This window comes from Pseudarthrobacter sp. J1738 (genome assembly GCF_050490315.1).
Classification (GTDB): Bacteria; Actinomycetota; Actinomycetes; order Actinomycetales; family Micrococcaceae; genus JBNPEO01.
In genome coordinates this window covers 24,687-37,724 of record NZ_JBNPEO010000002.1, presented here as the reverse complement: position 1 = coordinate 37,724, position 13,038 = coordinate 24,687, and the positions used below count along the sequence as shown (strand labels likewise).

At 55.5% G+C, this 13,038-nt stretch carries 13 protein-coding genes; 7 read left to right on the top strand and 6 right to left on the bottom strand.

All coding sequences use genetic code 11. The features are described from left to right. The first annotated feature begins 82 nt into the window (after positions 1–82). Complete coding sequence (locus tag ACQR35_RS03865; RefSeq protein ID WP_430269273.1) at positions 83–1,150, top strand: quinone-dependent dihydroorotate dehydrogenase; 1,068 nt, start codon at positions 83–85, stop codon at positions 1,148–1,150. Positions 1,151–1,182: 32 nt separating this feature from the next. Here ACQR35_RS03865 and ACQR35_RS03860 read toward each other — a convergent pair whose 3' ends face one another. Then, positions 1,183–1,785, bottom strand: a complete 603-nt coding sequence (locus tag ACQR35_RS03860) for a DUF3043 domain-containing protein (RefSeq protein WP_430267170.1) — start codon at positions 1,783–1,785, stop codon at positions 1,183–1,185. A gap of 57 nt (positions 1,786–1,842) precedes the next feature. Here ACQR35_RS03860 and ACQR35_RS03855 point away from each other — a divergent pair, with 57 nt between their 5' ends. The 5 genes from ACQR35_RS03855 to ACQR35_RS03835 all read left to right on the top strand — a co-directional run bounded on the left by ACQR35_RS03855 (position 1,843) and on the right by ACQR35_RS03835 (position 7,070). Next, positions 1,843–3,288, top strand: a complete 1,446-nt coding sequence (locus ACQR35_RS03855) for a dipeptidase (protein WP_430269272.1) — start codon at positions 1,843–1,845, stop codon at positions 3,286–3,288. A 198-nt stretch (positions 3,289–3,486) separates the two neighbouring features. After that, positions 3,487–3,876: a HesB/IscA family protein gene (locus ACQR35_RS03850; RefSeq protein ID WP_430267168.1), complete on the top strand. Its 390-nt coding sequence runs from the start codon at positions 3,487–3,489 to the stop codon at positions 3,874–3,876. A 192-nt stretch (positions 3,877–4,068) separates the two neighbouring features. Then, complete coding sequence (gene ctaC / locus ACQR35_RS03845) at positions 4,069–4,941, top strand: aa3-type cytochrome oxidase subunit II (RefSeq protein ID WP_430267167.1); 873 nt, start codon at positions 4,069–4,071, stop codon at positions 4,939–4,941. A gap of 9 nt (positions 4,942–4,950) precedes the next feature. Next, complete coding sequence (gene ctaD, locus ACQR35_RS03840) at positions 4,951–6,672, top strand: aa3-type cytochrome oxidase subunit I (protein WP_430267166.1); 1,722 nt, start codon at positions 4,951–4,953, stop codon at positions 6,670–6,672. Then, positions 6,669–7,070 carry a cytochrome c oxidase subunit 4 gene (locus tag ACQR35_RS03835; RefSeq protein WP_430267165.1) on the top strand — a complete coding sequence of 134 codons (402 nt, stop codon included), beginning with the start codon at positions 6,669–6,671 and terminating at the stop codon, positions 7,068–7,070. The genes ctaD and ACQR35_RS03835 overlap by 4 nt, the downstream gene beginning before the upstream one ends. Positions 7,071–7,187: 117 nt before the next feature. On the opposite strand, the gene ACQR35_RS03830 is transcribed toward ACQR35_RS03835, so the two are convergent. Continuing rightward, on the bottom strand, positions 7,188–7,469 hold the full coding sequence (locus ACQR35_RS03830) for an HPr family phosphocarrier protein (protein WP_430267164.1): 282 nt from the start codon (positions 7,467–7,469) through the stop codon (positions 7,188–7,190). Between the two features lie 245 nt (positions 7,470–7,714). Here ACQR35_RS03830 and ACQR35_RS03825 point away from each other — a divergent pair, with 245 nt between their 5' ends. Beyond that, positions 7,715–8,509, top strand: a complete 795-nt coding sequence (locus tag ACQR35_RS03825; protein ID WP_430267163.1) for a GntR family transcriptional regulator — start codon at positions 7,715–7,717, stop codon at positions 8,507–8,509. Between the two features lie 100 nt (positions 8,510–8,609). Here ACQR35_RS03825 and qcrB read toward each other — a convergent pair whose 3' ends face one another. The 4 genes from qcrB to ctaE all read right to left on the bottom strand — a co-directional run bounded on the left by qcrB (position 8,610) and on the right by ctaE (position 12,952). Continuing rightward, complete coding sequence (gene qcrB, locus ACQR35_RS03820; RefSeq protein WP_430267162.1) at positions 8,610–10,298, bottom strand: cytochrome bc1 complex cytochrome b subunit; 1,689 nt, start codon at positions 10,296–10,298, stop codon at positions 8,610–8,612. Beyond that, positions 10,276–11,346 (bottom strand): cytochrome bc1 complex Rieske iron-sulfur subunit, encoded by a 1,071-nt coding sequence (gene qcrA / locus ACQR35_RS03815; protein WP_430267161.1) that lies wholly within the window; start codon positions 11,344–11,346, stop codon positions 10,276–10,278. The genes qcrB and qcrA overlap by 23 nt, the downstream gene beginning before the upstream one ends. Positions 11,347–11,444: 98 nt before the next feature. Beyond that, positions 11,445–12,233, bottom strand: coding sequence for a cytochrome bc1 complex diheme cytochrome c subunit (qcrC, locus tag ACQR35_RS03810; protein ID WP_430267160.1), 789 nt, complete (start codon positions 12,231–12,233; stop codon positions 11,445–11,447). A gap of 80 nt (positions 12,234–12,313) precedes the next feature. Continuing rightward, positions 12,314–12,952 (bottom strand): aa3-type cytochrome oxidase subunit III, encoded by a 639-nt coding sequence (ctaE, locus tag ACQR35_RS03805; RefSeq protein WP_430267159.1) that lies wholly within the window; start codon positions 12,950–12,952, stop codon positions 12,314–12,316. Positions 12,953–13,038 lie beyond the last annotated feature (86 nt).

The window sequence follows — 13,038 nt, the reverse complement described above, 5'->3', positions numbered from 1 at the left end:
GCAGCGTGCTCTGAGGCACGGAACCAACCACCTGAGGCCGCAACAGTTTGGTAGCCGGGCTCAGAACAGGAAAACTAGAGACATGCGCGTATACCCAACTTTCTTCCGGCTGGCTTTTTCATGGATGGACGCCGAAAAGGCTCACCGGATTGGGTTTCAGGGAGTCCGGTGGTCCACCAGCCTTGGTGCCGGTTCTTTGCTACACCGTCTCAACGGCCCCAAAGAATCCCTAAAAACCACGGCGATGGGCATTGAATTTCCTTCTCCCTTTGGTTTGGCGGCCGGCTTCGACAAAGAAGGCCTAGGGATTGAGGCGCTGGCCAATCTGGGCTTCGGGCATATAGAGGTTGGCACAATCACAGGTGCGGCCCAGCCAGGAAACGAGAAACCGCGGCTATTCCGGCTGATTGAGGACCGCGCCGTCATCAACCGGATGGGTTTTAACAATGATGGTGCCCGTGCTGTAGCGCCGCGGCTCAAATCAGCCCGGGCTGCTTTGCAACGTAGATTCGGTGCAAGCCGGCCAATCATTGGGGTTAACATCGGTAAAACCAAAGTGGTTGAGCTGGAAGATGCTGTTACTGACTACCTGATCAGTGCCCGTGAATTAGCTCCCGCTGCTGACTACCTCGTGGTGAACGTTAGTTCCCCTAATACGCCGGGACTCCGTTTGCTCCAAGATGTTCAGACTTTGCGGCCTCTCCTGAGCGCTGTTGCTAAAGAAGCAGATGAGAGCGCGGGCCGGCACGTGCCGCTACTCGTCAAGATCGCCCCCGATCTAAGTGACGAAGATATAGACGACGTAGCACAGCTTGCACTGGAACTGGGGCTCGATGGCATCATTGCCACCAACACCACCATTGCTCGTTCGGGGCTGAAAAGCACGGATGAAAAGGTTCAGTCGTGTGGGGCTGGGGGACTCTCAGGTGCGCCGCTGAAGGAGCGTTCCCTGGAAGTGCTCAAGCGTTTGCGTTCCACGGTGGGATCAGAGCTCACGCTGATCTCTGTAGGCGGGGTAGAAACCGCGGCGGACGTGCGCGAACGTTTGGACGCTGGCGCCACCTTGGTGCAGGGTTACACGGCGTTTTTGTATGAAGGTCCGTTCTGGGCCGGGGCCATTAACAAAGAACTGGCCCGCACCGCACGTTAGTGCAGTACGAGCCAGTCGCCAGATTGCGGTCGCTAGACCTTGGGGTGCTCGCCGCGAGCAACCTGAGGTTTAGGCATACGTAGCTTGCGGAACTGGAGGGCGCGCATAGATCCGTACCAAACGGTGCCACGCTCCACCTCGCCAAATTTGGTAGTCAATGCCTTTTTCAGACGACGTGACAAGAAAAAGGTGTCAATAAAAACGGCCAAGAACATCAACCAGAAGACGGCCAGCACCACAAACTGAGCATTACTTGTCTGCGGAACTACCAACGATGCCAGCACAAAAACGAGTGCGCCGAACATCAAGAACTCGCCAAGGCTGAAGCGGGAGTCCACAAAGTCGCGAGCAAAGCGCTTCTGTGGGCCTTTGTCGCGGACTGGCAAGAAGCGTTCGTCGCCGGTGTCTAAGGCGTTGCGCACCTTCATTCGCTGCTCCATTGCTGCGGTACGCTCAGCAGCCTTGGAGGCCTTCCGGTCGGTAGGGACCAAGGGGCGCTTGCGCGCTGCTACCTGCTGCTTACGCTTAGGCGTCGGTGCGCCTTTGCCCTGAACTTCCGGCGTCGCCGAGGAGGAGGCTGAAAGGTTGTCTACTACGTCCTGCGCAGATGGCGCTTCATTTTTTCGTCCAAACACCCCATAAGACTACCTTGGAAGGCCTTGTTCCCAAGACCGAACGGTAGGCTGTGGGTCATGACTTTATCCAGTGACTCCCGCCCCTCAGCTGCTGCCGGAACACCCACCGGGCCAGCAACTGCAGTGCCCGTAGATGCACTTCGAGCTGCAGTTGAAAACAATTTTGATTCCACCCTCAATACGCTCTGCAGCCTCGTGGCGATCCCAGGTATTGCGTGGTCTAGTTTTGATGCCAGCCAACTGGATCGCAGCGCCGATGCTGTTGCCAAGTTGGCTACTGCAGCCGGGTTCCCAGAGGTTCGGATCTTGCGTTGTAACAAAGAGGACGGAACGCCCGGTGGCCCCGCTGTCGTCGCACGCCGCCCGGCCGCCGCCGGCAAGCCGACAATCCTTCTCTACGCACACCACGACGTCCAGCCCCCCGGCGACTCGGCGCTTTGGGAAACTCAGCCGTTTGTAGCCCAAGAACGCGATGGCCGCTTATACGGCCGCGGGGCGGCCGATGACAAGGCAGGCGTGATGGCCCACCTTGGTGCTTTTGCCGCAGCGAAGGAAGTGCTTGGCGAAGATTTTGGCTTGGGCGTGACGCTGTTTATTGAAGGCGAGGAAGAAGCAGGTTCACCAACGTTCCGCACGTTCTTGGAAACCTATCAAGAAGAATTACGTGCAGATGTGATTGTGGTTGCGGATTCAAGCAACTGGCAGGTGGGCATACCGGCTTTGACTACCAGTTTGCGCGGGCTGGTGGACGGCACCTTTGAAGTGCGGGTTCTCGAGCATGCTGTTCACTCCGGAATGTTCGGTGGTCCCGTATTGGACGCGCCGACGCTTTTAGCCCGGCTTATCGCCACACTTCACGACGACGAAGGATCAGTCGCGATCGAAGGCCTCGTTTTCCGGGACGAAGCTGATGTTGATCTGACAGAGGAAGAATTCCGTCGCGACGCTTCGGTTCTTGACGGTGTACAGCTTGCAGGCACCGGGTCAATCTCCTCGCGAATGTGGACCAAGCCTGCACTATCCATCATTGGTATCGATGCCCCGGCTGTGAATGTTGCATCCAATACACTGATTCCTTCTGCGCGCGCGAAGTTCAGTATGCGTCTGGCACCCGGGCAGGACCCGCAGGCAGCCATGGACGCACTCGAGAAACACTTGACTGCGCATGCTCCCTTTGGGGCACAAGTGACCTTCACCCCTGGCGAAATGGGGACGGCTTTTCAAACCGACACCAAGTCCAAGGCGGCGTCATTATCCCTGTGGGCTTTGGGGGAGGCGTGGGGCGTTCCGGCCGTAGAGACCGGCATTGGTGGCTCCATTCCCTTTATTGCGGACTTGAAGGAACTGTACCCGGACGTGCAGATCCTCGTGACCGGTGTGGAAGATCCCGACTCTCGCGCTCACAGCGCCAACGAGTCCCTCCACATTGGAGACTTCAAAAACGCTGTGGTAGCTGAGGCGCTCTTGTTGGCTGGACTGAATACGGAAACACAGCGAGACTAGCCACAGGAACAGACTCTCCTGACCAGCGTCATGAGAACTTGGTGGGGCGCGGGAACAATTTCCGTGCCCCATCGGTTGAGTAAGTAGTTACGGTACGCAAGCTACGAGCCGTAGCATGGATGTAGCCGAAAAAACTTTTTCAAGGCAACCCGGTGAAATTCACCGGGACCGCCAGAACGTCGTAAGAGGGTATGAGCCATGAGCACCACCACCAGTGAAACTGCCAACCTTGAGTCCACCACTGACAATGACGGCTTGGGCACACATAACGTCCAGCTTTCTGATGTTGCTGCTGGCAAAGTTCGTAGCCTCTTGGAACAAGAGGGCCGTACTGACTTGCGTCTGCGCGTAGCCGTTCAGCCCGGCGGATGCTCAGGACTGATCTACCAGCTGTACTTCGATGAGCGAATTTTGGATGGAGACGCTGTTCGCGACTTCGATGGTGTTGAAGTTGTTGTAGACAAAATGTCCGTGCCGTATTTGTCCGGCGCGTCAATTGACTTCGAAGACACAATTTCAAAGCAGGGTTTCACCATTGACAACCCGAATGCAGGCGGCTCCTGCGCTTGTGGAGATTCCTTCCACTAGTCTCAAAAGCCTCAAATTTCAAAGCAAAATACCGTGTGCGTCGAAGCTTCCTAAGAAGCTTCGACGCACACGGCTGTTATGTGGGCGAAAAACTCTTGATAGCGGTAAGCTCTACACCGAGTAGTAAAACTTAGTAAGCAACGGTGGCACGTCGTGCTGCTGGCGCGAAGTTATGAAGAGGAAGGGCCGTCCGTGAGTTCGCAGAACCAAACCGGCAGCCGACGCAACAAGATCGTAGGGATCTCGGGTCTGGCGGTAGCCGGCGCGTTGGTTTTGACCGGGTGTTCATCAGAGGCTGAGAAAGGCTGGCTCCCTTCTGATAGGGATACCACCAATCACACTGGCTCCATTATTGACCTCTGGGTTAACTCCTGGATTGCGGCTATTGCCGTTGGTGCCGTGACGTGGGGCCTCATCATTTGGTGCATCATTGCCTACCGTCGCCGCAAGGGAACCGTTGGTTTCCCCAAGCAGGTCAGTTACAACCTGCCGCTTGAAATTTTTTACTTAACCATCCCGCTCTTTATGGTTTTGGTTCTCTTCTACTTCACGGATCAGGATCAGCAAGCCATTGATGACCGTTCCAAGCCAGCCGACGTCGTTGTTGACGTTCGAGGTAAGCAGTGGGCCTGGGACTTCAACTACACCAAGGGCAATGTGATCACTGAGGACCTGCATGAAGCAGGTGTTCAGGCGCACTTGACCGGCGACAAGATTGACAAAGAAGAATTGCCAACCTTGTACCTCCCGGTTAACAAGACGGTTGAGCTTCAGCTGAACTCCCGTGATGTTATCCACTCTTTCTGGGTTCCTGCTTTCTTGCAGAAGCGAGACATGATTCCAGGCAAGACCAACTACATCAACTTCACGCCCACCAAAGAAGGCACCTACGACGGTAAGTGTGCTGAACTTTGCGGCGAGTACCACTCTGAGATGCTGTTCCGCGTGAAGGTGGTCTCCGATTCCGAGTTCCAGGCACACATGGACCAGCTCCGTGCTGACGGCAACACCGGACTCTTGGGCTCGAAGTACGACCGCAACCCGAATCTGAACGAGAAGAAGTAAGGGACGCTCGTGGCAACCTATACCCAATCCGCCGGAGTGCTAGACGCTCCGGTTGTGCCCAAGTCCAAGGGACGCATCGTCGTCAACTGGATCACGTCTACGGACCACAAGACGATCGGTTACATGTACCTGATCTCCTCGTTCGTATTTTTCTGCTTCGGTGGCGTTATGGCGCTACTGATTCGTGCTGAGCTTTTTGAACCCGGTATGCAGATCCTGCAGACCAAAGAGCAGTACAACCAGCTGTTCACGATGCACGGCACCGTGATGCTTTTGATGTTTGCAACCCCGCTGTTCGCAGGTTTTGCAAACGTGATGATGCCACTGCAAATTGGTGCTCCCGACGTTGCCTTCCCGCGATTGAACGCATTGGCTTTCTGGTTCTTCCTCTTTGGTTCCACCATTGCCGTCTCCGGCTTCATCACCCCTCAAGGTGCTGCCTCGTTCGGTTGGTTCGCATATGCGCCGCTGTCTAACACCACCTTTAGCCCAGGCATTGGTGGGGACCTTTGGGTCTTCGGTTTGGCTCTGTCCGGTTTTGGAACCATCCTCGGTGCAGTTAACTTCATCACCACCATCATCTGCATGCGTGCTCCGGGCATGACCATGTGGCGTATGCCGATCTTCACCTGGAACACACTAGTTACTGCCATTTTGGTTCTCATGGCTTTCCCGCCGTTGGCAGCGGCTCTGTTCGCTTTGGGTGCAGACCGACGCTTTGGTGCTCACATCTTTGATCCTGAGAATGGCGGTGCCGTTCTATGGCAGCACCTCTTCTGGTTCTTTGGTCACCCTGAGGTTTACATCATTGCGCTTCCGTTCTTCGGTATCGTTTCGGAGATCTTCCCGGTCTTCAGCCGCAAGCCGATCTTCGGTTACAAGGGCTTGGTCTACGCAACCATTTCTATTGCTGCGCTCTCCGTAACTGTGTGGGCTCACCACATGTACGTGACCGGTTCTGTGATGTTGCCGTTCTTCTCCTTTATGACCATGTTGATTGCAGTACCTACTGGTGTGAAGTTCTTCAACTGGATTGGAACGCTCTGGGGCGGCTCGATCACTTTTGAGACCCCGATGCTCTGGAGCCTCGGCTTTATGATCACCTTCCTCTTTGGTGGTCTGACCGGAATCATTTTGGCTTCACCGCCCTTGGACTTCCACGTGTCTGATACTTACTTTGTGGTTGCTCACTTCCATTACGTTGTCTTCGGTACCGTGGTCTTCGCGATGTTCGCAGGCTTCTACTTCTGGTGGCCAAAGTGGACTGGCAAGATGCTCAACGAACGTTTGGGTAAGATCCACTTCTGGATGCTGTTCCTGGGCTTCCACGGCACCTTCCTCATCCAGCACTGGCTTGGAGTGATGGGTATGCCGCGTCGTTACGCTGACTACTTAGTTGAAGACAACTTCACATGGATGAACCAGTTCTCCACCATCTCTTCCTTCGTGTTGGGTGCCTCGATGATCCCGTTCTTCTGGAACGTATACATCACCTGGCGCAGTGACCAGAAGATTGAGGTAGATGACCCTTGGGGCTTCGGTGCATCTCTTGAGTGGGCAACGTCTTGCCCGCCGCCACGTCACAACTTCACCTCCTTGCCCCGCATTCGTTCAGAGCGTCCGGCATTGGACCTGCACCACCCGGAGCTCTCTCAGAACCACACAGTTCAGCAGCCTGGCGTTGCAGCAGCCGTTCTGGGTAATGCCGATCAGAAGGACAACGCAAAGTGAAAATCGAATCTAGGCTCTTCGGACTAGGTGTCCTCTTCTTCGTCCCCGTGGCCATCATTTACGGTTTCTTGAGCAACTGGTCTGAATGGGTGGGTATCCTGGGAATCCTTCTCGTCGGAGGACTCGCCGGCATGATTGGAACTTACTTGGGTTTCACCGGTCGCCGTGTGGGTGCCCGTCCGGAAGACCGTGACGACGCAGAAATTCACGAAGGCGCTGGCGAGCAAGGGCACTTCAGCCCTTGGAGCTGGTGGCCGTTGGTGCTCGGATTGGCTTGTGCAGGAGGTTTCCTGGGCTTGGCAGTTGGTTTTTGGGTGACCTTCATTGCAGGCGGTCTGGCAATCGTTGGACTCGTTGGTTGGGTCTTTGAATACAGCCGAGGGGACCACGCACACTAAGCGCCTTTAGCCCCATAAGACAAATGACGACGGCGGTTTCCACCATTGGTGGGAACCGCCGTCGTCATTTGTTGTTCAAGTGCCGATCCAGTGACGCATGGCAATTACAGTGGCTAGTTATTGCTCCGGGCGTTCCAGTACTTCTGCGAGGCCTTCTAGTAGTTCTACGCCCGCTTCAGCTGAGAGCGCGCCACTGTCCTCGAGACGTAATTCCACCTCACAATTGTGAGGAAAGTCTTCAGTCATAACCTCCAAGAGCGAACGGGCGTCCACCGGTGGACGCCCTGCCTTAGAAATGGTTACAGCTTGGCCAGTCTCACTGACTGCACGGACAAATAACGCAGCTGGGCGGGCATGAAGTCCCACCTGAGCCGCAACGCGTGCCTTTACTGAGGGCAACTTCACTCCTAGAACGTGCGGCGCTACGGCCGCGAAAATGTCTTCCTAGCTAGGTTACCGAAGCGTGGCGGATAAGTGTTACTGCAGTGGCCAGCGGGTGGACGTAAGGTGTGCTCCGGTTCCAATATGCCCATGATGTGCAGTCGACTATCCGTCACGGGTTGAATTTCGCGGTCGGGCAGTGGACTAGACCAGGCTGCTTTCGTTCTAAACTGAAGCCATGAGCCACACGCAGGGGAGTAGCCGTGTTTACTGATCCCCGCCGCATCCACGGAGAAATCGAGCGAAATTCTGGCACAGCTCTCCACCTGCAGCTGCGTCAGCTTCTGCGTAACTATGCTCTCAACGAGTGTTCACCAGGTGCCGGGCTCCCCTCAGAACGCGACCTCTGCCAACGATTTGGCCTTGCTCGGATGACGGTACGCCAGTCCATCGACGCATTGGTTGCTGAAGGAGTAGTGGAGCGCGTTGTAGGCTTGGGGACGTTTGTGACCCGCCCCAAACTCGATCTACAAGTAAAACTGACTTCCTACAGCGAAGAAATGCAACGCCGCGGAATGGTCCCTGCCGCTCGCGTTTTGAGTTTCGAACAGATAGCGGCGAGTGTACTCCTGGCCCGGGAACTTGAAGTAGATGAGGGCACGCCCGTGGTCAGGTTTCGTCGTCTTCTTCTCGCTGACGGGGAGCCGATGAGCGTGGACGAGAACTTTATCCCCGCACACCGTGTGCCAGGCATTCTGGATGAGAAACCGCCAAACTCTCTCTACAACGTACTCAATGAAAGATATGGGCTGGTGATGGAGTGGGGAGAGGACATGATCGAGGCTACTGCGGCCTCAGCGTCGATTTCGCACTTGCTCAAGGTAGACATAGGGGCGCCGTTACTAAAAATCCAACGACATGCCTTTGTATCAAAAACGATGGTCGACTACTCGGTCTCTTATTACAGGGCTGACCGCTACAAGCTCTGGGTGCCGCTCCAACGGCCTGGCGTTCGTTCGAGCCGACCGTATTCGGCTACCGGTTCGACGCGGTTCTAGAAGACATTCTGGGGATAGCTATTGGAACCCGAGGCAAACAAAAGGGAGGGTGTCCCGGTTGCGAACCAGGACACCCTCCCTTTTGTGAACTCTTGCTGAACTAGTGGCTCAGACTCTTAGCGTCTGTGCCAGCTTCAACTGCATCGTGACCATGGCCGTGTGATGCCTCGAGTTCTGCCGGTGTAGCCGGCGCTACACGGTCCTCGAAGAACCACTTGGACAGAGCCGCACGACGACGCTCCTTGCGGTCAACAACACCGTTTTCATTGGGCTGAGCAGGAAGCGGCTTGGGGGACTCAAAGCCCACCAGCTTGTACCGCTTGTAGTCATCCAACGGTGCATGAACCTCAATGAACTCACCGTGAGGCAAGCGCACAATGCGGCCAGTCTCGCGTCCGTGCAGAGCAATCTCGCGGTCCTTACGCTGAAGGGCCAAGGCAACACGCTTTGTCACGATGAATCCAAGAATCGGGCCAATGAAGAACAGGGCGCGGAGCCAGTACGTAACATCATTGAGCGAAACGTGGAAGTGAGTTGCAATCAAGTCAGAGCTAGCTGCGGCCCAGAGGACGCAGTAGAACACAAAGCCTGCAACACCAATCGCGGTACGGGTGGGTGCATTACGAGGACGGTCCAGAACGTGGTGTTCACGGTTGTCCTTGGTGACCCAACGTTCGATCCACGGATAGGTGAACAGAGCGGTGAATACCAATCCAGCTGGCACTAGCGCCGGCAGAAGAACATTCAAAGTCAGCACGTGGCCAAAGATGATGAACTCAAGGTGCTGGCGGAAGCCTCCGACATTTCCAATAACACCAGGCATCAGACGCAAGGCGCCATCAACCCATCCGATGTACCAGTCAGGCTGAGTACCGGCGGAAACGGGGGAGGGGTCGTACGGACCATAGTTCCAAATTGGGTTGATGGTAAACATAGCTGCCATCAAAGCGATGACGCCGAAGACGATGAAGAAGAATCCACCAGCCTTGGCTGCGTAAACCGGACCCAATGGGTAACCAACAACGTTTCCGTCATTGCGTCCCGGGCCGGGGTACTGCGTGTGCTTGTGAACCACAACCATAAAGAGGTGGACAACGATCATCAGCAAGATCATGGCCGGAACCAAGAGAATGTGAAGAACATAGAGACGACCGATGATCGCGGTGCCTGGGAACTCGCCGCCGAATAGGAAGAACGAGATGTAGGTACCGATGACCGGGATCGACTTGATAACACCGTCAATGATTCGCAGACCGTTACCAGAGAGCAGATCGTCGGGGAGTGAGTAACCGGTGAAGCCCGCAGCCAAAGACAGGATCAACAGAACGCCACCAACAACCCAGTTGAGTTCACGCGGCTTGCGGAACGCACCCGTAAAGAACACGCGCAGCATGTGAACAGCAACTGAGGCAGAGAACAAAAGTGCTGCCCAGTGGTGTACCTGGCGCATAAACAGACCACCGCGAACATCAAAGGAGATGTTCAAGGAGGAGTTGTATGCCACAGACATCTCCACGTTGTAGAGCGGAGTGTAGCTGCCCTGGTAGTGGGTTTCCGCCATGGAAGGGTCAAAGAAGAACGTCAAGAACGTGCCCGAGAGCAACAAAATGACGAAGGAGTACAGCGCCACTTCACCGAACATAAAGGACCAGTGGTCTGGGAAGACCTTGCGACCGAATTCTCGAAGAATTCCGGACCCACCCACACGCTCATCAACAAAGTTGGTGAACTTGCCAGCCTTGGTGGTTGGGGTGAACGTAGAGCTTTCAGCTGTTGTTGTTGCGCTCATGCTCGTCACGCTCCCAGTAACTCGGTCCTACAGGTTCATGGAAATCGCTCGTGGCAACGAGGTAACCCTCGGCATCAACAGCGATCGGCAACTGGGGCAACGGGCGGCTAGCCGGTCCGAAGATCACAGCGCACTCGTTGGTGAGATCAAATGTGGATTGGTGACAGGGGCACAGCAGGTGGTGCGTCTGCTGTTCGTACAAAGCCACGGGGCAACCAACGTGGGTGCAAATCTTAGAGTAGGCAACAATGCCGTTGTAACCCCAGTCTTCACGGCCCGGTGACGGGTGCAAGGAAGCCGGATCCAAACGCATCAACAGAACAACTGCCTTTGCCTTTGCATTGAGCTTGCCCTCGTGGAGTTCGTTGAGACCTTCAGGAATAACGTGGAATGCAGAACCCATGGTGACATCAGAAGCCTTGATGGGGGTGCCATCAGGATCGCGGGTCAAACGCTTGAGCTTGCCGTTCTCCGGTGCCCACATGGTGTGAGCCAACTTGTCATCCGGGCGCGGTCCCAGATCCCCGAACACTGCCAATGCAGGCAACGGCGCCAAAGCCACAGCCCCTAACAGGGTGTTACGGATCAGCGGACGGCGCTTGATGCCGGTTTCTTCTACGATCTCATCAACAATACGAACTGCTGCTTGGCGGTCCTCTTCACTGCGAATCTCGTGGCGAAGTTCAGCAACTTCGTGATCCGGCATAAGGGCCTTGGCCCAGTGAACAATTCCAGTACCAATACCCAGCATGGCGAATGCCGTACCCAGACCCAACAACAGGTTCTGAGTCCGAATGGTGGCGATGCTGGTGTCTTGGCCCAAATCGATAGCGAAGTAAGCGCCCAAGAAGAGCAGGGTGCCTACGACGGAAATCAAAAAGAGGATTGCCACCTGCTTCTCTGCCCGCTTGGCTGCTTTGGGGTTCGTATCTGCTAGGCGCAAACGGTGCGGGGGAATTCCAGGATCCTGGAACTTCTCTGCATCATCTTGACCAGCCGTAGCTACGGTGCCCGAAGGTTCCGGACTGCCGTCACTATGGTTGCCCATAATTCCCCTCATCCTTCTCTCAAATCGGCGGGTGCCGAGTTAGTTTTCAATATCAAACCGCTTTGGGTACAAGCGGAAAATCTGTGTTCGCGATACAACTAGGACGTGCGAGACGTCAGCCAGATGGTGAACGCAATAACTACGCCCAGACCAGCGACCCAAACAAACAAGCCCTCGGATACCGGGCCCAAGGCGCCGAGGTCGTTTCCACCAGGGGAGCCGTTAGCTTCGATCTGCTTCAGGAAGGTGATGATGTCGCGTTTGCCTTCAGGGGAGATGTTTGCGTCGCTGAATACGGGCATGTTCTGTGGGCCGGTGGCCATTGCTTCGTAAATGTGCTGACCAGAAACACCGGCAAGAGACGGAGCGAACTTACCTCGAGTCAGAGCACCACCGGCAGCGGCAGCGTTGTGGCACATGGCGCAGTTCACGCGGAACAACTCTCCACCCTTGGCAGCATCGCCCTTTTCGTCGAGCGCCGAAGCATCGGGGACGGAGGGGCCGGGGGCCAACGAAGCAACGTAAGCGGCGAGCTGCTTGGTCTGCTCGTCATTGAACTGGCGCGGCTTCTTCTGTGCCTGCGGGCCATTCAACTGCATGGGCATACGGCCGGTACCAACCTGGAAGTCGACAGCAGCAGCGCCAACACCGACCAATGATGGTCCGTCTTTGGTTCCGCTAGCACCCATGCCGTGACACGTCGCACAGTTTGCGGCGAAGATTTTTTGACCCTCTTCGGTGTCCGCAGCGCTGTAGCTCTGAGTTTCAGCCTTGGCTTGGTTGACAGTGGTTGCGGCCGCATAAAGCCCACCAGTAATCAGCAGACCCATAAGCAGCAGTGCCATTGCTGCCAGTGGATGACGTCGCTTTTGCGAAAGTGCCTTCACTTGGTGGTTCCTTTATTCGATCCTGCGCCGGTTGGTGAAACCGGTGTGAAAATTGAGTGGGCGTACATAAAACTGTGCTTCTACTTCAAAACGTAGATGACCAAGAACAGGCCGATCCACACAACGTCTACGAAGTGCCAGTAGTACGAGACAACGATTGCCGAGGTTGCTTCGAAGTGACCGAACTTCTTGGCCGCAAATGCGCGTCCGATGATGAACAAGAAGGCCACTAGACCGCCGATCACGTGCAAACCGTGGAAGCCGGTGGTCATGTAGAAAGCAGAGCCATAGGCGTTGGCCGACAGAGTAATGTGCTCAGAGACGAGCATTGCGTACTCAGTGGTCTGGCCTGCAACGAAGAAGGCCCCCATGATGAAGGTGAGTACGAACCACTCGGTCATGCCCCAGCGCGCAAACTGCAGAGGGCCACCGGTGCGGCGGGGTTGAAGTCGCTCAGCGGCGAAAACGCCCATCTGGCAAGTGAAGGAACTGGCTACCAGGACGATCGTGTTAACCAAAGCGAACGGGAAGTTCAACTTCAAGGTTTCTTCCGCCCAAAGTTCACCGGAAGTAGAACGGAGTGTGAAGTACATAGCAAAGAGTCCTGCGAAGAACATCAATTCACTAGAGAGCCACACAACGGTTCCTACGGAAACCATGTTGGGTCGGTTCAGCGTCGGGTGCGCCGGGGTACTGGGGGCATGGGTCGCGGATGTCACATAGACATTATGTCTATAAAAGTCGCCTGTGCCCAATGCAAAGACGCGTTTCTACCGACTTTTTCTACAAAGTCGCGAAATTGCGC